General features: G+C 64.5%; 23 protein-coding genes and 1 pseudogene. 6 read left to right on the top strand and 18 right to left on the bottom strand.

Translation table 11 applies throughout. The features are described 5' to 3' along the window. Positions 1–44: 44 nt before the first annotated feature. From pyrH to PV773_RS05430, 5 genes and pseudogenes are all read right to left on the bottom strand, one after another. Positions 45–767, bottom strand: coding sequence for a UMP kinase (gene pyrH, locus PV773_RS05450; protein WP_347965359.1), 723 nt, complete (start codon positions 765–767; stop codon positions 45–47). 111 nt (positions 768–878) lie between these two features. Beyond that, complete coding sequence (gene tsf, locus PV773_RS05445) at positions 879–1,799, bottom strand: translation elongation factor Ts (protein WP_347965358.1); 921 nt, start codon at positions 1,797–1,799, stop codon at positions 879–881. 119 nt (positions 1,800–1,918) lie between these two features. Next, on the bottom strand, positions 1,919–2,698 hold the full coding sequence (gene rpsB / locus PV773_RS05440) for a 30S ribosomal protein S2 (RefSeq protein ID WP_340041372.1): 780 nt from the start codon (positions 2,696–2,698) through the stop codon (positions 1,919–1,921). Positions 2,699–2,990: 292 nt separating this feature from the next. Continuing rightward, positions 2,991–3,245, bottom strand: a pseudogene (locus PV773_RS05435) (DUF4031 domain-containing protein); the annotation flags it as partial. 10 nt (positions 3,246–3,255) lie between these two features. After that, positions 3,256–4,086 (bottom strand): cell envelope integrity EipB family protein, encoded by an 831-nt coding sequence (locus PV773_RS05430; protein WP_347965357.1) that lies wholly within the window; start codon positions 4,084–4,086, stop codon positions 3,256–3,258. A 143-nt stretch (positions 4,087–4,229) separates the two neighbouring features. Between PV773_RS05430 and PV773_RS05425 the strand changes: the two genes are divergently transcribed. Genes PV773_RS05425 through PV773_RS05415 form a run of 3 tightly spaced genes read left to right on the top strand, consistent with a single transcriptional unit; the run spans position 4,230 to position 6,680 of the window. Continuing rightward, positions 4,230–4,694, top strand: coding sequence for a RidA family protein (locus PV773_RS05425; protein ID WP_347965356.1), 465 nt, complete (start codon positions 4,230–4,232; stop codon positions 4,692–4,694). A 13-nt stretch (positions 4,695–4,707) separates the two neighbouring features. Next, positions 4,708–5,436 (top strand): glycerophosphodiester phosphodiesterase, encoded by a 729-nt coding sequence (locus PV773_RS05420; RefSeq protein WP_347965355.1) that lies wholly within the window; start codon positions 4,708–4,710, stop codon positions 5,434–5,436. Between the two features lie 38 nt (positions 5,437–5,474). Then, positions 5,475–6,680, top strand: a complete 1,206-nt coding sequence (locus tag PV773_RS05415; protein WP_347965354.1) for a GNAT family N-acetyltransferase — start codon at positions 5,475–5,477, stop codon at positions 6,678–6,680. 3 nt (positions 6,681–6,683) lie between these two features. Here PV773_RS05415 and PV773_RS05410 read toward each other — a convergent pair whose 3' ends face one another. After that, entirely contained in the window at positions 6,684–7,013 is a 330-nt protein-coding gene (locus PV773_RS05410; protein ID WP_347965353.1) for a multidrug efflux SMR transporter, read from the bottom strand. Positions 7,014–7,101: 88 nt separating this feature from the next. Here PV773_RS05410 and PV773_RS05405 point away from each other — a divergent pair, with 88 nt between their 5' ends. Beyond that, positions 7,102–7,536 (top strand): HIT family protein, encoded by a 435-nt coding sequence (locus PV773_RS05405; protein WP_347965352.1) that lies wholly within the window; start codon positions 7,102–7,104, stop codon positions 7,534–7,536. Positions 7,537–7,558: 22 nt separating this feature from the next. Here PV773_RS05405 and PV773_RS05400 read toward each other — a convergent pair whose 3' ends face one another. The 4 genes from PV773_RS05400 to PV773_RS05385 form a co-directional block, all read right to left on the bottom strand. Further along, positions 7,559–8,695, bottom strand: a complete 1,137-nt coding sequence (locus tag PV773_RS05400; protein WP_347965351.1) for a phosphatase PAP2 family protein — start codon at positions 8,693–8,695, stop codon at positions 7,559–7,561. Further along, positions 8,692–9,648 carry a phosphatase PAP2 family protein gene (locus PV773_RS05395; RefSeq protein ID WP_347965350.1) on the bottom strand — a complete coding sequence of 319 codons (957 nt, stop codon included), beginning with the start codon at positions 9,646–9,648 and terminating at the stop codon, positions 8,692–8,694. The genes PV773_RS05400 and PV773_RS05395 overlap by 4 nt, the downstream gene beginning before the upstream one ends. 94 nt (positions 9,649–9,742) lie before the next feature. Next, positions 9,743–10,090 (bottom strand): AzlD domain-containing protein, encoded by a 348-nt coding sequence (locus tag PV773_RS05390; RefSeq protein ID WP_347965349.1) that lies wholly within the window; start codon positions 10,088–10,090, stop codon positions 9,743–9,745. Then, a complete protein-coding gene (locus PV773_RS05385; RefSeq protein ID WP_347965348.1) occupies positions 10,087–10,800 on the bottom strand; it encodes an AzlC family ABC transporter permease in 714 nt (237 codons plus the stop codon). Before PV773_RS05385 ends, PV773_RS05390 begins: the two co-directional genes overlap by 4 nt. Before the next feature lie 218 nt (positions 10,801–11,018). On the opposite strand from PV773_RS05385, the gene PV773_RS05380 reads away from it, so the two are divergent. Next, on the top strand, positions 11,019–12,269 hold the full coding sequence (locus PV773_RS05380) for a GGDEF domain-containing protein (RefSeq protein ID WP_347965347.1): 1,251 nt from the start codon (positions 11,019–11,021) through the stop codon (positions 12,267–12,269). 57 nt (positions 12,270–12,326) lie between these two features. Here the strand turns inward: PV773_RS05380 and clpA are convergent, their stop codons facing one another. The 3 genes from clpA to PV773_RS05365 all read right to left on the bottom strand — a co-directional run bounded on the left by clpA (position 12,327) and on the right by PV773_RS05365 (position 15,734). Continuing rightward, a complete protein-coding gene (gene clpA / locus PV773_RS05375; protein WP_347965346.1) occupies positions 12,327–14,798 on the bottom strand; it encodes an ATP-dependent Clp protease ATP-binding subunit ClpA in 2,472 nt (823 codons plus the stop codon). Between the two features lie 8 nt (positions 14,799–14,806). After that, positions 14,807–15,136: an ATP-dependent Clp protease adapter ClpS gene (gene clpS / locus PV773_RS05370; protein WP_340041485.1), complete on the bottom strand. Its 330-nt coding sequence runs from the start codon at positions 15,134–15,136 to the stop codon at positions 14,807–14,809. 268 nt (positions 15,137–15,404) lie between these two features. Beyond that, positions 15,405–15,734, bottom strand: a complete 330-nt coding sequence (locus PV773_RS05365; RefSeq protein ID WP_347965345.1) for a phasin family protein — start codon at positions 15,732–15,734, stop codon at positions 15,405–15,407. A gap of 316 nt (positions 15,735–16,050) precedes the next feature. Between PV773_RS05365 and PV773_RS05360 the strand changes: the two genes are divergently transcribed. Continuing rightward, entirely contained in the window at positions 16,051–17,490 is a 1,440-nt protein-coding gene (locus PV773_RS05360; RefSeq protein ID WP_347965344.1) for a D-alanyl-D-alanine carboxypeptidase, read from the top strand. Between the two features lie 41 nt (positions 17,491–17,531). Here the strand turns inward: PV773_RS05360 and PV773_RS05355 are convergent, their stop codons facing one another. From PV773_RS05355 to PV773_RS05335, 5 genes are all read right to left on the bottom strand, one after another. Next, complete coding sequence (locus tag PV773_RS05355) at positions 17,532–18,227, bottom strand: DnaJ domain-containing protein (RefSeq protein WP_347965343.1); 696 nt, start codon at positions 18,225–18,227, stop codon at positions 17,532–17,534. Next, a complete protein-coding gene (locus PV773_RS05350) occupies positions 18,224–18,955 on the bottom strand; it encodes a VWA domain-containing protein (RefSeq protein ID WP_347965342.1) in 732 nt (243 codons plus the stop codon). Before PV773_RS05350 ends, PV773_RS05355 begins: the two co-directional genes overlap by 4 nt. A gap of 64 nt (positions 18,956–19,019) precedes the next feature. Then, a complete protein-coding gene (locus tag PV773_RS05345; RefSeq protein ID WP_347965341.1) occupies positions 19,020–19,457 on the bottom strand; it encodes a DUF1489 family protein in 438 nt (145 codons plus the stop codon). Positions 19,458–19,701: 244 nt separating this feature from the next. Next, on the bottom strand, positions 19,702–21,105 hold the full coding sequence (locus PV773_RS05340) for an L-serine ammonia-lyase (RefSeq protein WP_347965340.1): 1,404 nt from the start codon (positions 21,103–21,105) through the stop codon (positions 19,702–19,704). Between the two features lie 170 nt (positions 21,106–21,275). Further along, the gene (locus PV773_RS05335; protein WP_347965339.1) at positions 21,276–21,407 is read right to left on the bottom strand and encodes a hypothetical protein; all 132 of its coding nucleotides are present in this window, start codon (positions 21,405–21,407) and stop codon (positions 21,276–21,278) included. Positions 21,408–21,711 lie beyond the last annotated feature (304 nt).

The raw sequence follows: 21,711 nt of genomic DNA, 5'->3' as shown, positions 1-21,711 counted from the left end.
AGCAGTCTCCTTGGTCCCGAATCCCGGGACCACCGTTCATATCCTCAGGCGTCCGCAACAACCGTGCAGTGGCCGCCACCCTTCAATATTTCGCCGAAACCGCCTTTTTCGTGGATCGAATAGACGATTATCGGAATGTTGTTTTCCCGCGCAAGCGCAATCGCCGCCGTATCCATGATGGTCAGGCCCCGGTTTATCACTTCGGCGTGGGTGATGCGCTCGAAGCGCGTCGCGCTCGGGTCCTTCTTGGGATCGGCGGAATAGACGCCGTCGACCTGCGTCCCCTTGAACAGCGCATCCGCGCCGATCTCGGCGGCGCGCAACGCCGCGGCCGAATCCGTGGTGAAGAACGGGTTGCCGGTGCCGCCCGCGAAGATCACCACCTTGCCGGCGTTCATGTAGGCGGTCGCCTGGCGCTGGGAGAAGCTCTCGCAGAGTTCCGGCATGGCGATGGCCGACAGCACGACGGCATCCACGCCGATCTTGACCAGCGACGTGCGCAGCGCCAGCGAGTTGATGATGGTGGCGAGCATGCCCATGTGGTCGCCGGTGACGCGGTCGCCGCCTTTCGAGGCCACGGCCACGCCGCGGAAGATGTTGCCGCCGCCGATGACCACGCCGACCTCGACGCCGAGCGCCCTTGCCTCTGCGATGTCGGACGCGATGCGGTCCACCACCGACACGTCGATACCGAAATGCTGGTCGCCCATCAGGGCTTCGCCGGAGGCCTTGAGCAGAACACGCCTGTAGAGCGGCTTGGCGGTCATGAATTCCTCGCGGCTGTTGAAAGATCGGGAGTTCCGATACACGAAGGGCGCCGCGATGTCACGCGGCGCCCTTGGGCTATCCTCAGGAAGCGCTTGATGCAGCGCTGCTTTTTAGCCCTTAACAGCGGCTGCGACTTCGGCTGCGAAGTCGCTCTCTTCCTTTTCGATGCCCTCGCCGAGAGCGAAGCGGATGTAGCCCGTGATCTTGGCCGGCGCGCCGATCTGCTTCTCGGATTCCTTGAGTGCCGCCTCGACCGTCAGGTCGGGGTTGAGCACGAAAGCCTGCTTCAGCAGCACGACTTCCTCGTAGAACTTGCGCATGCGGCCTTCGACCATCTTCTCGATGATGTTCTCCGGCTTGCCCGACTGGCGGGCCTGATCGGCGAAGATCGCCTTTTCGCGCTCGACGTGAGCGGCGTCGACTTCGTCGGGGGTCAGGGCGAGCGGGTTGGTCGCGGCGACGTGCATGGCGACCTGACGCGCAAAGGCGCGGGCCGCATCATGGTTGCCGGCGGTCTCGATCGCGACAAGGACGCCGAGCTTGCCGAGGTTGTCGGCGACGGCGTTGTGGACGTAGGTCGCAACCACGCCTTCCGAAACCGAGAGCTTGGCCGAACGGCGGAAGCTCATGTTCTCGCCGATGGTGCCGACGGCATCCTTGATGGTGTCGCTGACCGACTTGTCGGAGCCGGGATACTTGGCCGCAGCGACAGCCTCGGTCGTGCCATAGGCGAGTGCGACCTTGGCGACGTTGGCGACGATCTCCTGGAAGGCGGCGTTGCGGGCGACGAAGTCGGTCTCGGAGTTGACCTCGACGACAACGGCTTCGCGGACGCCGGCGTCGACGCCGATCAGGCCTTCGGCCGCCGTACGGCCGGCCTTCTTGTCGGCCTTGGAGATACCCTTCTTGCGCAGCCAGTCGACCGCGGCCTCCATGTCGCCGCCGGTCTCGGCCAGCGCCGCCTTGCAATCCATCATGCCCGCGCCGGTGAGTTCGCGGAGTTCCTTAACCTGTGCTGCCGAAATGCTCATTGTGGCCTCTTTGTTTCTAAATGCGCTGGCGCACCACCGAGGGTTCGATGATGCGCCGTACGCCGGCGCGAGGTATGCGCCAAATCCTGAAAGGAAGGCCGGTCGCCCGGCCTTCGCGATTACGCCTCGGCTTCGCCCGAAGCGGAATTGTCGAGAGCCGGCTCGACCGGAGCTTCGGCCGCTGCGCCGATGTCGACGCCCAGCGCGCCCTGCTGGCGGGCGATGCCGTCGATGGCAGCCTTGGCGATCAGGTCGCAGTACAGCTGGATCGCGCGGGCGGCGTCGTCGTTGCCCGGGATCGGGAAGTCGATCTTGTCCGGGTCGCAGTTCGAATCGATGATCGCGACGACCGGGATGCCGAGACGCTTGGCTTCCTGGATGGCGATCGCTTCCTTGTTGGTGTCGATCACGAACATCAGGTCCGGGGTCGAGCCCATGTCCTTGATGCCGCCGAGGGCCTTGTTGAGCTTCTCGCGCTCACGATCGAGGTTGAGGCGCTCCTTCTTGGTGAAGCCCTGGGCTTCGCCGGCGAGCATCTCGTCGAGCTTGCGCAGACGCTGGATCGAATTCGAGATCGTCTTCCAGTTGGTCAGCATGCCGCCGAGCCAACGCGAGTTGACGTAATACTGGGCCGAGCGCTGCGCGGCATCGGCAACGATGTCCGAAGCCTGGCGCTTGGTGCCGACGAACAGCACGCGGCCGCCGCGCGACACGACGTCCGAAACCTGCTTCAGCGCCTGGTGCAGCAGCGGAACCGTCTGCGACAGGTCGATGATGTGGATGTTGTTGCGGGCGCCATAGATGTAGGGCGCCATCTTCGGGTTCCAGCGGTGGGTCTGGTGGCCGAAGTGAGAACCAGCTTCGAGGAGCTGGCGCATGCTGAAATCAGGCAATGCCATCTGTCATTTTCCTTTCCGGTTAGCCTCCACGGACCATGACGCTTTTTGCTGGATCGCTCTAAACGCCACCGGAGGTCTCAGCCGGATTTCTCCCGGTCGGAAACCAAAGTCCGTGTGTGGAATGCGGCGGCATATAGACGTGTTGCGCCGCGAAGGCAACCCCGCGGACCGCATCGCCTGCCCTGCCCGCTCGGGCACGGGCCGTTCAGCTGCCGGCGGCCCATCGCGAAAGCGTCGGCTCGGGCGGCGCCTGCTTCTCCGCGGGCTTCGGATCGCGCCGCTTGAAGTTGCGGACACGGACCCTCCGGAACACCGCCACGATCTCGTCGCGGCTGCATTCGATCGCGCCGAGCCTGACGGCGCGATCGCGTTCGAAGCCAGTGATGTCGTAATGCGGCGCCGACGTCTTGGGCGGCCCCTGATAGGAGGACTGCTTCAGGCCCAGCTGCGCGGCGAAACGATGCAGCTCCGCCGTGTCGTCGGCGAGCAGGTGGCACCAGCGGTGGCCCACCCACTTCCAGATAGCCGCGTCGACATAGACCGCCACCGGCGCCCGCTTACCGCTTGCACTCGCCCTTGGGCGTGGGGAACAGGGAGAGATTGACCAGCTTGCCGGTCATCGAGAAATCGCCGTAGTCCATGACGAGGTCGCGGGTCAGCCCGTTCTCGTGCAGCTTGAAACTGATGCGGTACTCCGGCACTTCCTCGCCGCTGCCCTTGCTCAGGTCGAAATAGGCGATGTCGACCGGCCAATATTGGTCCTTGGCGAGCCCAGCCAGCACCGGCAGCTCCGGATCGCCGCTCGGTGCCTGGCTCTTCTTGCCGACGATGACGGTGGTGGTCATCACCTTGTCGGCATCTTCGGAACCGTCGAACAGGCTTGTCTCGTAGAAGGTCTCGCCCTTCTCCGCCTTGCCGATCAGTTCGACCAGGTGCTGGGTGGGGAACTGCGTCTTCGCCAGATCCACCACGCCGGCCTGCGGCTTCTCCAACTCGACCTTCACACCGTTGGGCTCGAGCGTCGCGGTGCCCTTCACCTCCCGGTCGAGGGCCTGGTCGACGAAGGACTTGGTGACGAAGGAGAAGGTTTTTCCCTCCGCATCCTCAAAGGTCGTCGTCTGCTGGTCGGTCACGCGCGTATTCTCGCGCGTCGCGATCTGCGTGACGAAACGGAACTTGACCGTGTAGCCCTCGCAAGGCGAGCCGTTGAATTCATAGACCATGCGGCCCGTCAGGCCGGTGATTCCCGACCGGTCCGAGGCCTGGTCGAGCACGAGGTCGTAGACCGCGCGGTGCGGAGCGAGCGCCACAGGGGCGGCAAAGGCAGGCATGGCGCCGAAGGCCGGAGCGGACAGGGTGGCAAGTAGGGCAAGGCGCGCTGCGCGCATATATGAGGCTCCGGTCGGCGCGGCCTGACAGACCGCTGGGAATGATGGTCCACCTTAAAAAAAGTCGTGGCGGAAGCGAGGCAAAAATAGCAGTTTCGGCGCCAACTCACCTTCCACGCCAGACTCAGAGATAAGGAAAGACAATGGGCGAAACAATCGAAAAGCGGCTAAACGATCTCGGTGTCACGCTGCCCGCCGCCGCGGCACCTGCGGCCAACTACGTGCCGTTCATGCAGACCGGCAGCTACGTCTTCACCGCCGGCCAGCTGCCGCTCAAGGATGGCAAGCTCATCGCCTCCGGCCTGGTTGGCCGCGACGTCGACACGGCGGGGGCGAAGGACGCCGCCAAGCAGTGCGCCGTCAACATCCTGGCCCAGGTGAAGGCAGCCCTCGGCGACCTCGAGAAGATCCGCCGCGTCGTCAAGATCACGGTCTTCGTGGCGTCCACCCCCGACTTCACCGAGCAGCACCTGGTCGCCAACGGCGCCTCCGATTTCCTCGTGGCCGTGCTCGGCGAGCGCGGCAAGCATGCGCGTTCGGCGGTCGGCGTGGCCTCGCTGCCGCTCAATGCAGCGGTCGAGATCGAAGCGATCGTCGAAACCGAGTGAACGGATAGTTCCGATGACCGACCTTGCATGGCTGACTGCCCGCCCCATCGCCCACCGCGGCCTGCACGACCTCAACAAGCAATGCTGGGAAAACACGCTGTCGGCATTCGAAAGGGCCGCCCAGCGCGGCTACGCGATCGAATGCGACGTGCATCTGACGGCGGACGGCGATGTGGTCGTCTTCCACGACAATGCACTCGACCGCCTCACCGGCACGGAAGGCTATGTCTGGCAGCGGACCGCGGCCGAATTGGGCGCGCTCCGTATCGGCGGCACCGCCGACCACGTGCCCACGCTCCACGAACTGCTCAGGCTCGTCGACGGTCGCGTGCCGTTGGTGATCGAACTCAAGGGCATTCCGGGCAAGGACGACGGCCTCGTCGCCAAGGTGGGCGCAGCCCTGCGCGACTACCACGGCAAGGCGGCGATCATGTCCTTCGACCACTGGCTGATCCGGGATTTCGCGAGGCATGCCCCGGGCATTCCCGGCGGTCTGACCGCATGGGGCGAGAAGGATCACGAACTCGAGGCGCATTTCTCCATGCTCGCGCACGGGATCTCATTCGTTTCCTACGCGGTCGATCATCTGCCCAACCGTTTCGTCGGCTTCGTGCGCGGGCGTCTCGGCATGCCGGTCATCACCTGGACGGTGCGCGACCGCAACGCGGTCGAGAGGACTTTCGCCCATGCCGACCAGATGACCTTCGAAGGGTTCCTGCCCGACGAGGCGCCAGTCGCCTAACCTCTTGCAACGGCGGCTTTCGAGCGTAAGTAAGGCCAATGACCAATGCGAGCGACGCCGGGGCGAAATTGGCGGATGGCGGATACGCCGTCCGCGTCGCCGCCTCGATCGCAGAGTTCAGCCGCGACGAATGGAGCAGGCTGTCGGGCGCGGCCAAGGGCCAGTCAGGAACGCCTTACAACCCCTTCGTTTCATTCGATTTCCTGAACATCCTGGAAGAGTCCGGCTGCGCCGTCCGCAAGACCGGCTGGCAGGGGCATCATCTGCGGCTGGAAGCCTCGGACGGCACCTTTCTCGGCGCCCTTCCCTGCTACGCCAAATCCCACAGCCAGGGCGAGTATGTGTTCGACCATGGCTGGGCCGACGCCTTCGAGCGCGCCGGCGGACGCTACTATCCCAAGCTGCAGTGCTCGGTTCCGTTCACGCCGGCCACCGGCCCGCGCCTGCTCGCGGTGGCCGAGACCGACGCCACGCGAGCGAGATCGGCGTTGGCGACCGCCCTGCGCAGCGTCGCCGAGGGCTTGGGCGTCTCCTCGGCGCATGTGACTTTCGCCCCGGCCGAAGAGGTCGAGGTCCTCGACGCGGCCGGCTTCCTGCGCCGCACCGACCAGCAGTTCCACTTCATCAACGAAGGCTTTGGCTGCTACGACGACTTCCTGGCGACGCTCGCCTCGCGCAAGCGCAAGGCGCTGAAGAGAGAGCGGCGCGAGGCGCTGGCCGCGGGCATCTCGATCGAATGGCTGACCGGGCGCGACCTGACCGAGGCGGTCTGGGACGACTTCTTCGCCTTCTACATGGACACGGGCGGCCGCAAATGGGGCCGGCCCTACCTCAACCGGACATTCTTCTCGCTGATCGGCGAACGAATGGCCGACGACGTGCTGCTCGTCATGGCCCGCCGCGGCGGCCGCTATATCGCCGGCGCCATCAACTTCATCGGATCGGACACGCTCTTCGGCCGCAACTGGGGCTGCATCGAGGACCACCCGTTCCTGCATTTCGAGGTCTGCTACCACCAGGCCATCGACTTCGCCATCGAGCGCAAGCTCAAGGTCGTCGAGGCCGGCGCCCAGGGCGAGCACAAGCTGGCACGCGGCTACCGCCCCGTCACCACACAGTCGGCCCACTACATCGTGCATCCCGGCCTGCGCCGGGCCGTGGCCGAATATCTAGAGCGCGAGCGGCAAGAGGTCGCCGAAATCGGCGAGTACCTGGAAGACCACGGCCCGTTCCGGCGCGGCTGAGCTTCAGTGCGCGACCGATTTCGAGAACAGGTTGATGACCACCACGCCGGCCATGATGAGGCCGATGCCGAGCAGCGCCGGCAGATCGAGCGACTGACGGAACCACACCCAGGCGATGCCCGTGATGAAGACGATTCCGGCACCCGACCACAGGGCGTAGACGATGCCGACCGGGACGACCCTCAACACCAGGGACAGGTAGTAGAAGGCGAAGCCGTAGCCCGCGAGCGCTATGACCGACGGGACCAGCTTGGTAAAGCCTTGGGTTTCCTTGAGCGCCGAGGTGGCGACGACCTCGAAGGCGATGGCGATGATCAGATAGACGTAGTTCAACTTCGCTCCTCTCGGCCCCTCGCGGCTTGACGTCGTCGGCGCCAGCGCCGAAACATCCACCACGAAATCACATCAAACGGGATAGGCCATGTCGAGCGTCGCTTACGATCCAAACAACGTCTTTGCCAAGATCCTGCGTGGCGAATTGCCGTCGCACAAGCTCTACGAGGACGCCGACACGCTCGCCATCATGGACATCATGCCGCGCGGCGAAGGCCACTGCCTGGTGCTTCCGAAGCAGCCGGCGCGCAACATCCTCGACGTGGAGCCGGAGAGCCTGGCAGCGGTGATGCGCTCGGCCCAGAAGCTGGCGCGCGCGGTGAAGAAGGCTTTCGACGCCGAGGGCGTCACCGTGCACCAGTTCAACGAAAGCGCCGGCGGCCAGGTGGTCTTCCACCTGCATGTGCACGTGATCCCGCGCTTCGAGGGCGTGGCGCTCAAGGCACCGGGCGGGCCGATGGAAAAGCCGGAAATCCTCGCGGCCAACGCCGAGAGGATCAGGGCGGCGCTGGCAAACGCCTGAACCCGCTGGTGCGGACCAAGGCCTACGGTCGAACTGGCTCCGCGACGTGAAGCGGGGCCATTGCGCGGCGGGCTGCGGCGTTGCCGGTCAGGAGCCCAGACAGTTTCCAAAGCAGGGCAACGCCGAATGCCGATGCATATGCATCAATGGCATAGTGCCAGCCCAGATGGACCGATCCGACAAAGATAATCAGGGCGAAGACCGCCGCGGCCGCGGCCAGCCAGCGGTTGATATGCCGGGCTGCAAGAAAGAAAAGCACGCACATCGCGTTGTGGATGGAAGGCATGGCCGAGATGCCCGAAATGATTGTGTCGATATCGTTCACATAGGAAGCCCACAACACGTCGCGGACCTGCAGGGTATTCAGGCCCCAGGCGGCATTTACCGCCTCGAGATTGCGGGTCAACTCGGTGAACGAGGACGGCCCGCCATAGGCGCGATCGTAGAAGATCGGACCGACGGATGACAACGCCGTGGCGAATATGATGCCGAGGACGCCCCAGATAAGCACATAGGTCAGCATGAACCGGTGGCGGATGCCGAACTTGTCCGGCAACCCCATCACCAGTCCCATGGAAAGATACACGGCGAAGAACCACAGGTAGTAGATGCGGTCCAGGATCACCGTTGCAGTTCCGTATCCCAGCACGGCATCGAGCCATCTCCACGGGTCCGTTCCGAAATGCAGATAGCGATCTGCATCACTGAACAAGGCATCGAGCCCATACGGATTGAAAGTCGGGATCGCCGATTTGAAATGACTGAACGAATTCATCAGCAGGCCGGCAGCCACCAGGGCCGGAATGGCCACGGCCGCATTGCGCCGTGTGAACACTTCAGCCCAAAGGTATTCGAAGCTCTTCGAAAGCGATCCCGAGCTAAGCGACCTGATCGCCAGGTAGCCGCATATGGCCAACGCCCAGGCCCCGACGAATGGCCGCAGGCTCTGCGTGATGGACCATGCCATCATTTCAACTGCGCCGGGCAACAGTATCAAACGGGCGGCAACCACAAGCAGAACCGCTCCCAGAAACAGGCCCTGTTCCTTGCAATTCAGGCGAAGGAACTCGGCCAACCTCCGGCCGAGTGACGCATCCCCCACCAGGGTGCGCGGGGCGAGCGAAGGGCCAGGACCATCGCTGAATGGAATCTCGCTCATGAACCCGCCCGAATGAATGTCCGCACCGCGAAGAAGCGACCGGCCAATGCCCACGCCGCGAAGGCGACGGCAATGCCGCCGATCACGTCGACGAGGTGGTGACCACCGTCCACTGGCGTGGAGAAGATCACGGCGAGATTGAGGGCCAACACCAGCCAGAACCACCTGCCTGCCCCCACGAACGCGAGGACGACAAGGACGGAGAGTGTGCTGTGGTAGGAGGGGAAGGCGATGAGGCCACGCGGTTCGTCGAGCGAAATCAGGCGGCCAAGACCATCGCGCAGGTCGAAGAAGGCTTGCTTGTATTCCAAGTCGACGACAGGGTTGTTCGCCGCAATGAAGTCCGGCGATGGTCTGATCGTGCCCAATGCGCCAGCCGCAGGCAGCAAAGCAGAGATGACAATGCAGATCAGCGCGCCAAACATCACCGAAAGCACAAAACGCTGGACCCTCTGGAGGTGTCCCAGCATTCCGACGGCAACAACCGTCAGCGCCACCTGCGAGATCGTGGTCACATAGACCAAGGACGACGCCACACCGAGCCAGGGCCTGTCATTGACGAAGCCCACATAGGCCAGCCAGTCGAAACCCAACTCGGCGTCGATCGCCATCAGCCTGTCGTCGACCAAGGGCAAGCCGATTGAGGTCATCAGGACGCTGAAGACCGCAGCCGATGCGGAAAAGGCCAACAGGAACGCCGTCTCGGTGCAAAGCGTCTCGAACTGCCTTATCGGGCGTTTCACGCGGTAGAACCAGGAAATGGCGACCAATGCGATGGTGACGGCCGCAACCTTCGCCAGGCTGCGCAGATCGAATTCAAAGTCCGACGCGGCGATCCAGATCGTGTCGATGACCACGAGACTGGAAATCAGGGCGATTTTCAGCCGTCCCGCCGTGCCCAGATCCGCTCCAGCGACCTGTATGTGCCTGACCGTCGAATGGATTTCCACCATTTGCCCCTCGCACCCGAGCAGCACATTAGTTAGCGGCGGTTAAGCCCGTGTGAATCCATCCTTGTCACGACGCCCCCTTCGAGCGCGACGGCAGTTAGAACAGGGCGATCCGCCCAAGCAGCACCGCTTCTGCCACGAAGATGCCGACGATGACCTTTCGCCCCAGCAGCATGTAGGCGGCGAAGCCCGCCGCGACGGCGGCCAGGCGCAGCGCGAGCGATGTCTCGGCCAATGCGCCGCTGGGAAAGACGATGAGGTTGCCGATGACCGCAGCGACAAGTGCCGTGGCGAGCGCCCGGACCAGCACGAGCAGGTCGGAATCCTCAGAGAGGCGATCTCCCAGATAGACACCCAGGAAGCGCCAGGCGTCGGTGGCCAGCCAGCCGCCCACCAGGATAAACAGGAACGGCCACCACCATGCATCGAGCGATTGAAACGTCACGCCGGCGCCCTCCGACGCGACAGCTTGTGGAAGATGAACGCGGCGCCACCGCCGATCAGCCCTGCCCCAAGCAGATCGAACCCCGGCGCCACGAGGTGGAGCAAGGGACCGACGACCAGCCCGATGACCATGGCCACGTGCCCTGCCCGCTCGCGCGCCGAGCCCCACAGCGAGGTGAGGAAATACATCGGCGTGAGCAGGAAAAGGGCTGCCGAAACCGCCGGCGGCAAGCTGTCGGCCACCAGGAACACGATCGCGACCACGGCCATGTTGACCAGCACCAGCGTCGAGCCGAGCCCGGCATAGTAGCTGGTGCGCATGTCGCGGGGGATGCCGCGCAGCCGCTCCATGGCGAGCACCCACGAGGTCACGGCGACGAAATGGGAAAGCACGTAGAGCACCCAGCGCGGCGTTTTCGGTCCGCGCAGTTCCGGAACCAGGGCAACCACCATCGGCGCGAGGCGAATGGACGAAAGCGCGACCGCGAAGGCGGCGGCGGGCAGCGAGGCTCCGGACAGGATGGCGCCGACGAGCACGACCTTGGCGGGCAAGGCCCAGACCATGCCGACCATGAACACGGTCTCTGCCAGAGTGAGCCCCGCTTCCTTGGCGAGGCCGGCAAAGCCGACGAAGGCGCTGGCCAGGATGAGGCCCGGAATGGAAACCGCCGTTCGAGCGCCGCGCAGATACCAAAGACGGCGTGAGGTCATGCTCGGCACGGATGGTGGTGGGTCGGGGCAGCCATGCCAAGCCGATAGCACGGCCCTTGCGCCAAGTCAGCGCCGCCGCCCGACCCACGCGACGGTCCTGCCAGCCGATAGGCCCTCGGTCCTGCAGCCATGTCAAAGTTGCGGAAGGCCGCAACGGCATATTGACAACTTACGCACCGTCAACATGTAGAGAAGTCTTGTGGGCAAGCGAGGAAGTCATGTCCGGCACGATTCTGCTAGTGGTGCAGGCTCTGATCTATTTCGCAACCATGGCGGCCGTGTTCCACGCCCGGCACAGGTTCGGCATCGGCATCTTCGTCTGCGTGCTGGGCGTGATGCATTTCCTCGAGACCTATCTGGCCGCGGTCTTCTTCCTGCCGCTGCCCTTCGGCCTCATCTCGCCCGGCTCGACCGTCATGTTCTCGGGCAAGCTGGTGATGTTCCTGCTCCTCTATATCAAAGAGGACGCCGAGACCGTCCGCCAGCCGATCTACGGCCTGCTGATCGGCAACTGCCTGATGGTGGCGCTCGCCCTGATCCTGCGCCTCTACGCCAGCGTCGCCCAACTACCTGGCTACCAGCCGGACCTCACTTTCCTCGACCAGATGGGCCTGCTGATGGTGTGGGGCACGCTGCTTTTGTTCGTCGACAGCATCGCCCTCATCCTGCTCTACGAAAAGCTCGGCCAGCGCATCGCCGGCACGATCTTCAAGCGGGCATTCCTGAGCCTTGCAGTGGTGCTGACTTTCGACCAGCTGCTGTTCTTCATCGGCCTGCGCCTCGTCACGGGCGTGCCGATAAGCGCGCTCTACGGCGGATGGATTGCCAAGATGGGGGCGGCCGCGCTCTACAGCCTGCTGCTTGTCGGCTATCTGCGCTACGTCGAGACCCGCCCCGCCCCTGCCAGCCCAGAGCCGCTGCTCAAGGTCTTCGACAGGCTCACCTTTCGGCACCGCTACGAAGACCTGTTGCAGCGCACCGGCATCGATTCGCTGACCGGCGCGCGCGACCGCGGCCAGTTCGAATCGATGGCGCAGTCGCTGGTCGACCGGGCCATCGGAGCCGGCAAGCCCGTGAGCCTGCTCATGATCGACATCGATCATTTCAAGAACATCAACGACCAGTTCGGTCACGTGACCGGCGACAAGGTCCTGAAGGACGTGGCGCATGCGTTGGCCGGCTCACTGCGCAGCGGCGACTACCTCTTCCGCTACGGCGGCGAGGAATTTGCCGCGATCTGCCAGGACCTGCATGCGGGCGATGCCGCGGTCATGGGCGAGCGCCTGCGCGCCGCGGTCGCGTCGGCCAGCGTCACCGATCTCGGCATGAGCGCCACCGTCAGCATCGGCATCACCACCGTCGAGGGCGGTCCGGCGACAGTTGAGGAAATGACCAAGGACGCCGACAAGTGGCTCTACGAGGCCAAGCGGCGGGGGCGCAACCGCGTCGAGAGCGCAATCCTGGACTGATCGCCGGCGGAATGCCAAAAAAAGAAAGCCCCGTCGCCGGGGCTTTCTTGTCTGATGTCAACCCTTTCTGGGCAATTGCGGAACCAGGCTCCGCTTGCCTCCGTCCTTGCCCTTGGGGTCGGACTTCGGCTTGGTGGCCACGATCTTCTTGGCCGCGGGCTTCTTGGCGGCAGTCCGCTTGGTCTTGGGCCGGTCGGCGGGTTCTTCCTTCTTCGGCTTGACCGGCACGTCGTCGGCCACGGTTTCGAGCTTGAGACCGGTTTCGCCGGTCTCCTTCTTCTCCACTGTGACGCGAACCGTCCCGCCCTTCTTGAGCTTGCCGAACAGGACCTCTTCGGCCAGCGGCTTCTTGATGTGCTCCTGGATGACGCGGCCGAGCGGCCGCGCGCCCATGCGCTCGTCGTAGCCCTTGTCGGCCAGCCAGGCGACCGCCTCTTCCGACAGGTCGAAGGTGACGCCACGCTCGGAGAGCTGGGTCTCCAGCTGCATGACGAACTTCTGCACCACCTGGTGAACGACCGGCACCGGCAGCGAGCCGAACGGGATGATGGCATCGAGACGGTTGCGGAACTCCGGCGAGAACAGCCGGTTGATCGCCTCCATGTCGTCGCCTTCGCGCTTGGACGAGCCGAAGCCGATGGCCGCCCTCGCCATGTCGGAGGCGCCCGCATTCGTGGTCATGATCAGGATCACGTTGCGGAAGTCGATCTGCTTGCCGTTGTGGTCGGTCAGCTTGCCGTGGTCCATCACCTGCAACAGGATGTTGAACAGGTCGGGATGCGCCTTCTCGACCTCGTCGAGCAGGAGCACGCAGTGCGGGTGCTGGTCGACGCCGTCGGTGAGCAGGCCGCCCTGGTCGAAGCCGACATAGCCGGGCGGCGCGCCGATCAGACGGCTCACCGTGTGGCGCTCCATGTATTCGGACATGTCGAAGCGCAGCAGTTCGACGCCCAGCGAGGCTGCGAGCTGCTTGGCGACCTCGGTCTTGCCGACGCCGGTCGGACCCGAGAACAGGTAGGAGCCGATCGGCTTCTCCGGTTCGCGCAGGCCTGCACGCGCCAGCTTGATCGATGCGGCAAGCGCCTCGATGGCCGTGTCCTGACCGTAGACGACGCGCTTGAGCTCGGTCTCGAGGCCGGCGAGCACCTTCTCGTCGTCGGCGGAGACAGTCTTGGGCGGGATGCGCGCCATGGTGGCGATGGTCGCCTCGATCTCCCTGATGCCGATGGTCTTCTTGCGCTTGCCCTCGGGCAGGAGCATCTGCGAGGCGCCGGTCTCGTCGATGACGTCGATCGCCTTGTCCGGCAGCTTGCGGTCGTTGATGTAGCGCGCCGAGAGTTCCACCGCGGCCTTGATCGCCTCGTTGGTGAACTTCACCTTGTGGAAATCCTCATAGTAGGGCTTCAGGCCCTTCATGATCTCGATGGCATCGGCAACCGTCGGCTCGTTGACGTCGATCTTCTGGAAGCGGCGGACAAGCGCCCGGTCCTTCTCGAAGAACTGGCGGAACTCCTTGTAAGTCGTTGAACCGATGCAGCGGATGGCGCCTGACGACAGGGCTGGCTTGAGCAGGTTGGAAGCATCCATCGCCCCGCCCGAGGTGGCGCCGGCGCCGATCACCGTGTGGATCTCGTCGATGAACAGCACCGCGCCGGCATATTCCTCGAGTTCCTTGACGACCTGCTTCAGCCGCTCCTCGAAGTCGCCGCGATAGCGCGTGCCGGCGAGCAGCGTGCCCATGTCGAGCGCGAAGATGGTGGCATCCTCGAGCACTTCCGGCACGTCGCCTTCAACGATTCGCTTGGCCAGGCCCTCGGCGATCGCCGTCTTGCCGACGCCAGGATCGCCGACGTAGAGCGGATTGTTCTTCGACCGCCGGCACAGCACCTGGATGGTGCGGTTGATCTCGGCCTCGCGGCCGATCAGCGGATCGATCTTGCCGGCGCGCGCCTTGGCGTTGAGGTTGACGCAGTAGGCCGTCAGCGCGTCCTGCTGCTTCTTGGTCTTGGCGCTTTCCTCGCCCGCCTCGTTGCCGGGGCCGTGCTGTTCCTCGTCGGCGCCGCGCGGCGTGCGGCCCTCGGTGGCGCCGGGACGCTTGGCGATGCCGTGCGAGATGTAGTTGACCGCGTCGTAGCGGGTCATCTGCTGTTCCTGCAGGAAGTAGGCGGCGTGGCTCTCGCGCTCGGCGAAGATCGCCACGAGCACGTTGGCGCCCGACACTTCCTCGCGGCCGGACGACTGCACGTGGATGACGGCGCGCTGGATGACGCGCTGGAATCCGGCCGTCGGCTTGGAGTCCTCGTCATAGCCGGTGACGAGGTTGTCGAGCTCGGTGTCGATGTAGGTCAGCACCGTCTGGCGCAGTTCGTCGAGATCGACGTTGCAGGCGCGCATGACGGCGGCAGCCTCGGTGTCGTCGATCAATGCGAGCAGCAGATGTTCTAGCGTCGCGTATTCGTGGTGACGCTCGTTGGCGAGCGTCAGCGCCTGGTGCAGCGCCTTTTCGAGGCCTTGGGAGAAAGCCGGCATTCAATACCTCACTTCTTCTCCATCACGCATTGTAGCGGATGCTGGTTCTGTCTGGCAAAATCCATGACCTGAGACACCTTGGTCTCGGCCACCTCATAGGTGTAGATCCCGCACTCGCCGACGCCATGGTTGTGGACGTGCAGCATGATGCGGGTCGCGGCCTCCCTGTCCTTCTGGAAGAAGCGTTCGAGCACATGCACGACGAACTCCATCGGGGTGTAGTCGTCGTTGAGGATGAGGACCCGGTAGAGGCTCGGCCGCTTGGTCTTGGTCTTGCTGCGGGTGATGACTGCCGTTCCGCGGCCGGGGCCGTTGCCGCCCTCGTCACCGTTCTGCATCCGCGCCACATCAAGCCGTGTGGCCTCCAAGCCGATAGTCACCGTGGTCCTGCCCTTCGTCAATTCCGACCCACCTCGTCATGTAGGTGTCACTGGGAGGATTTTAAGCCCTTCTAACGTGCTGACAATATGGCCACTGGACTACCCAGAGCGTTTTGCCCCTTTCGTGAAGCCGCCGACCGCTCTTGCAACAAAAAACCCGGCTGCGGAGGCGCAGCCGGGTCTTTCTTGGCGGATGCTGAGATCCGCCCCCCACTGTTGGGGTCGGTCACTTCGCCTTGGCGACGAGCGACTCGAAGGGCTTGTAGGCGTCCTTGGCCAGTTCGGCGTAGAGTTCGCCGAGCTTGGTCGCCTCGGCGACGAAGCCCTCGTAGGCCTGCTTGACGTAGTCGGCCTGGATCTCGACGGCCTTGTCGAACGACTTGACGCCGAGCAGTTTCTCGAAGGCGGCAGCGCCCGTCTCGAAGCTCTTCTTGGTGTAGTCGGTCGCCTCGGTGGCGATCGCCTGGGCGCCCTTGGAGAGCGAAGCATAGCTCTTCAGGCCGGTGTCCACGAATTCCTTGCCGTACTTGCTGAAATCTTCATAGGTCTGGGTCATCGCTGCATCCTTTCGGGTTGGGAGCGCTGCGCTATGTGATTGTGCGATGCAGCCTACATATTGTGCACCGCACAAATTGTCAACTGACCCTGCGTCATTTGCGAACCTGCGTCATTCCCTAGATTTCGATTTAAGCCCGAGCAAATGTGTGAACGGGGCAGTTACCATAAACGGATTGGTAACGCTGCCGCCCTTAGAGTGCGCGGATATGGGGCAGGAACCTTTGCCGCCCCGAACGCAACGATAATCCAAGGGTGAAACAGTGCGTCAGGCGTTGCCGGGTAAGCTCTTCAAGGCGGCTATCTCATTAAAATCCATGATGGTTTACACGCTCGCGGCAGCGATCGGACTGTCGACGGTCGCCCCTACTTCGGCAGCGAAGGACAGCAGGTACGCAGCCATCGTCATCGACGCCAACACCGGCAAGGTGCTGCATTCGTCGAGCGCCGATTCCCGGCGCTATCCGGCTTCGCTCACCAAGATGATGACGCTCTACATGACCTTCGAAGCGCTTGCGAAGGGCAGGATCCGCAAGGATACACAGGTCGTCTTCTCCAAGAACGCAGCGTCCGAGCCGCCGACCAAGATCGGCGTCAAGGCTGGCAGCTCGATCACGGTCGAGGCCGCGATCCTTTCGCTCGTGACGCGCTCGGCCAATGACGCAGCGACCGCGCTTGGCGAGATGATCGGCGGTTCCGAGGAGAACTTCACCCGCATGATGACCGCCAGGGCGCGCAGCCTCGGCATGAAGGGCACCGTCTTCCGCAACGCCAACGGCCTGCCCAACAGCGCCCAGTTCACCACCGCGCGCGACATGGCGACGCTCGGCATCGCGCTGCGCGAGCATTTCCCGCAGTATTACGGCTATTTCTCGACCCGCTCCTTCGCCTTCGGCCGCCAGCGGATCGCCAACCACAACCGCCTGCTCGGCCGCGTCAAGGGCGTCGACGGCATCAAGACCGGCTACACCCGCGCCTCCGGCTTCAACCTGGTTTCCTCGGTGCAGGACGGCAACCGCAGCCTGGTCGCCGTCGTCATGGGCGGTGCCAGCGGCGCCGGCCGCGACAGCCGCATGGCCGAACTGATCAAGACCTATCTTCCGCAGGCGTCCAGGCGCGGCGGCGGCGGCGATCTGATCGCCAAGGCCGACGTGAGCGCCCCCGAGCCGGTCGTCGCCAAGGTCGCGCTGCCCAAGCAGGAAGTGCCGACGCCGGATCGCCGTCCGCAGGTGGAGCAGCCGATCGAGGTCGCAGCCGTTTCCGACGACGCGCCGGCCGCAGCGGCCGAAGTCGCTCCGGTGGCAGTGCCTGCGCCCAAGCCGACCATCGGCCTCTCCGCCAAGCCCAAGATCGCGATGGCCTCGGCCGAGCGCTTCGGCGGCAACATCCCGTTCCAGATCCGCAAGTCCAAGGAAGTCGTTCCGAGCAACGCCGCCGAGGCCGTCGAGCAGGCATTCGCAGAGCCGTCAGAGGCTCCGGCCGTGGACGCCTTCAAGACCGCCTCCGTGCCGGCCGGCTGGGCCGTCCAGATCGCCTCGTCGCCGAGCGACGCGGAAGCCCGCACCATCCTCGACAAGGCCGCCAAGCAGGTTCCGCAGGTCCTTGCCGACGCATCCGCATTCACCGTGCCCTTCGAAAAGGGTGGCGTGACCTATTTCCGCGCCCGCTTCTCCGGCTTCGATTCGAAGGACGCAGCCTGGAAGGCCTGCAACGCGCTGAAGAAGAAGAAGATCGCCTGCTACGCCATCGCGCAGTAGGCGGTCGCCAATCTCCTGAATTGTATCGCGTCGAAGGAGAGTTAGTGATGATCGGAGAGAAGGACGTCCTTGGCTTCGTTGATCCGCGCCGCCAGGAAAGACGACCCGCCGAGATCGGGATGCAGGCGCTGAATCAGTCGGCGGTGGGCCTTGCGGACATCCGCCGCGGCAGCCCCCGCTTCAAGACCAAGGATCTTGTAGGCCTCCTCCTTAGTCATGGCGCCAGAACCTGGCGGAACACCCAGCCCCTCGTGACCGTCAGGCTTCGCGTCTTCGCGCCAAACGGGAAACCTGCCGTCAAGGTAGGTCTCAAGTAGTTGCCGGCTCTCCGGATCGCCGGAGAGCTCGGCCAGAAGTCCCTTCAGCTCGGCGAGACCGAGCGAGGCGAGCGACTTCCCCTCCTGGCGGCCGGCCAGGACAATCCCGGTCAGAACACCGCTGTCGTGATCGAGTTCCATTTCGAGGGCCGCCGTCCGAACGGTCGATCGGCGCCCCGGCGTCCTGGCTAACGAGCCGCCGCGCCGGCTCGCGGCATACCAGGCCAGCGCCGCCGATATCAGCCCGCCTCCGATCGCGGCGCGCCCCAGAAGCAGCAGCACGACACCGACCAACCCCAGGGCAATCGGACCTGCCATTTTCAGCGCCCGGGCGAGCTTGGCCGCATCGGCCCGCGCAAGCAGGGCGATCAGCGCGGCCGAGGTCAGCAGGACGAACGCAATGACGGCGAACGCGGTCATGGCGAACTGCGCCCCCTCATGTGCTCGATCATCAGCACGTCCTCCGGCCGCCCCCTCGCCTCCAGCGCCTTGATGCCGCCGGTCGCAAAGACTGCGACTGCCGAAAGCAGCTTGGACAGCGTTGCCGCAGCCTTGCGGTCGAACCGGAACCATGCGCCCTTGGACAGCCGCGCTATCTCCTTGAACGCACGTTCGGCCTCGGCATCGTGCCCTTCCTGGAAAACGAAGGCCGGAACGCCGCGCAGGCCCAGCCGGCCTGCCTTGTCGGCGAGTTCATCGACATTTTCCTCCATCGCGTCGCCGATGTAGACGATCGCGTCCACCTTGGCGGCCGTGGTCTCCTTGAGCGCGTGGCTGAGCACCTTGCCGAGCTGCGTCTGGCCGCTGCGGCACTGGATCGAGGTCATCAGGCCTTTGAGGGCAGTTGTATCGGCAACGAACTTCGAAGCCCGGCATTCGCCCAGCCCGCGGAAGTAGACGAGCTGCACGTTGAGCTTGCCGGCCTTGCCGACCGCGTCGAACATCTGACCCTGCAGTTCGCAGGCAAGGTCCCAGGTCGGCTGGCGGCTCATGGTGGCATCGAGCGCGAGGATCAGACGGCCATTGGCCTTGGCCCCAGCAAGCGCGCGCGCCTGGCGCACGAAGGCATCGATCTCCACAGCATCCGAACGGCGCTCCGCCGGAGGGCGGTTCGCGGACGGTGCGAGTGGCTTGCGGTCGTCGCTCATCACCCATCAAGATGTGGCGGCACGCGCCGGCTTGCAAGCCCGTCAATACGGCGGAGCGGTGGCGTCAGAGCAGGCCGAGTTCGGCCAGCTCCAGCCTGAGCTTGGGCGGCATTTCGGCAAGTGCAGCATTGCCCTGGCCGAGATCGGCCGGGGCGTCCTCGGGCTTGAGATAGCGCCACCCCTGGAAGGCGCGGCGCGGTTGCCATTCGGTACGCACGACCGTCGGCTCAAGCACAAGGTGGCAACGCGAAATGCCTTCCGAATCGGTGAAGGGGCGAATCTCCAGCAGGCGCTGGCGGCACTGCACGCTGCCCTTGATCACCCAGTAGAGCGAACCGCCGTCGGTGATCTCCGTGCCCCGCGTCGGCACCATGCGAGTGGTATGGAACTGCTCCGCGGGCTCGCCGGCACGACGCCGTTCATCGAGGCGGAAGGCGATCCAGTCCTCGAGATCCTCGACGCTGTCGCAGCCGACGCAGAGCTTAATTAGGTTGAGTGACATGTTTCGAACATGGGCGCGACAATTGCTGCGGTCAACAACGAACGGGCTCTCGCCCACAGCTCAGGCAGCCTGCGGGCGCGCTCGATCCGACAGCCGTTCGTCCAGGCTCTTGCTTTCGGCTCCGGCAACCACCACCGCTACGGGCAGGCGGAAGAAGGGCTGAGCCAACCTCGCAGATCGATGCGCCGCCCCTCATCCGGCCCTTCGGGCCACCTTCTCCCGGTGAACGGGGAGAAGGAAAACTTCAGCACTCCACCACGTTGACCGCGAGGCCGCCGAGGCTGGTTTCCTTGTACTTCTCGCTCATGTCCATGCCGGTCTGGCGCATGGTCTCGATTGCGGCGTCGAGCGGAACGAAATGCTTGCCGTCGCCCTTGATCGCCAGGGATGCGGCAGTGACGGCCTTCACCGCGCCGAGCGCGTTGCGCTCGATGCACGGAACCTGGACGAGGCCGGCGACGGGATCGCAGGTCATGCCGAGATGGTGCTCGAGCGCGATCTCGGCTGCGTTCTCCACCTGCTCCGGCGTGCCGCCCATGACGGCGCACAGCCCGGCGGCGGCCATGGCCGAAGCCGAACCCACCTCGCCCTGACAGCCGACCTCGGCGCCCGAGATCGAGGCGTTGGTCTTGATGATGCCGCCGACAGCGGCTGCGGTCAGCAGGAAGTCGCGGATGCTCTCCTTGTCGGCCTCGACATGGAAGTGCAGCCAGTAGCGCAGCACCGCCGGCAGCGTGCCGGCCGCACCGTTGGTCGGCGCGGTGACGACGCGCCCGCCGGCCGCGTTCTCTTCGTTGACCGCCATGGCGTAGATCGAAAGCCAGTCGTTGGCGAGCAGCGGATTGGGCCGGTTCTGGCTCCACTGCTCCTGCAGCTTTTCGTGCAGCTGGCGCGCCCGGCGGCGCACCTTCAGCCCGCCCGGCATGATGCCGTCCTGCGACAGGCCACGGTCGATGCACCGGCTCATGGCGTCCCAGATCGCGTCGAGGCCGGCATCGAGCTCGGCCCGCGGCATGTGAACTTCCTCGTTGGCCCGCTTCATCTCGGCGATGGAGAGCCCGCTCCGCGCCGCCATGGCCAGCATCTCGACCGCGTTGGAGAAGGGATAGGGCACGCGCTTGCCCTGGGCGGGCGCCGCGGTCTTGGCCTTCATGCGCTGCAGTTCTTCCTCCGAGACGACGAAGCCGCCGCCGATCGAATAGTAGATGCGCTTGAGCAGCAGCCGGTCGCCGGAATCATAGGCGTAGAAGGCCATGCCGTTGGCGTGGCCGAGCAGCGGCGTCTTCTTGTCGAGCACGAGATCGACGGACGGATCGAAGCGATAGGACGGATGGCCGGGCGGAGACACCCGCTTGTCCTCGGAAACCTCGTCGATGATCGCGTCGGTCTTGTCCGGATCGACCGTCACGGGCGTCAATCCGGTCAGGCCGAGAATGACCGCCCTGTCGGTGCCGTGGCCCACGCCGGTGTAGGCGAGCGAGCCGTGCAGGCTTGCCGCCAGCCTGTCGACCCTGGCGCCGGCCGGACGGGGCCAGTCGCCGCTGAGAACCTCGTCGAGGAAGCGCGCCGCCGCCGTCATCGGCCCCATCGTGTGCGAACTCGACGGACCGATGCCGATCTTGAACAGGTCAAATACCGATAGGAACAAGTTTCACTCCCTGCGGCGACGGCGGTCGCATATCCATGCGATCTTCCCGCCCATTCTACACCAATGCTTGGCACGCTCCGACGCCGCCTGATCATCGCGCGACATTTGCCACATAGCAAAAAAGCGCGGCTCTGCCGCGCTTTTTGTATCCATTCCAGCCTACAATTGGATTAGCCGGCGGTCACGGCCGCCACCTTTTCGGCGTTGCCGCTGACGAGCCAGGCAAGGAGGAGAAAAACCGCAAAACCGAGCACTGCCTTGGCCGTCAAGCCCCAGCAGGATTTCTGAACGCCGTCGTCCATGATGTGTCGCAAGACCCTTGTCGTTGGGCGGGCCGGCGGTTTCGCCGCCTTGCAGCCCGTCCCGAGTGGGACTGCTGGATACGCCCTTGCCGGGGATTGCGCAACGGCAAAAGATGGCGAAACCATGGCAATCAGGGTCGCTTCATCTCGCATCGGGACAGTCATTGTAGTGAATTCAGATATTTAGTCCGGCACGGACGTTAATGCATCATCAACACGTGCGGCGACGGCGTGATGGGTGGACGCTCTCGAAAACGCGCTTCCCGCCGTGCTATCTCTAGCGGATGAGCGGCGATTCTCTTTC

It is taken from the genome of Mesorhizobium sp. CC13, assembly GCF_039907765.1.
GTDB lineage: Bacteria > Pseudomonadota > Alphaproteobacteria > Rhizobiales > Rhizobiaceae > Aminobacter.
Note: the sequence above shows the minus strand (reverse complement) of the source record. Positions and strands in the feature narration are given on the sequence as shown.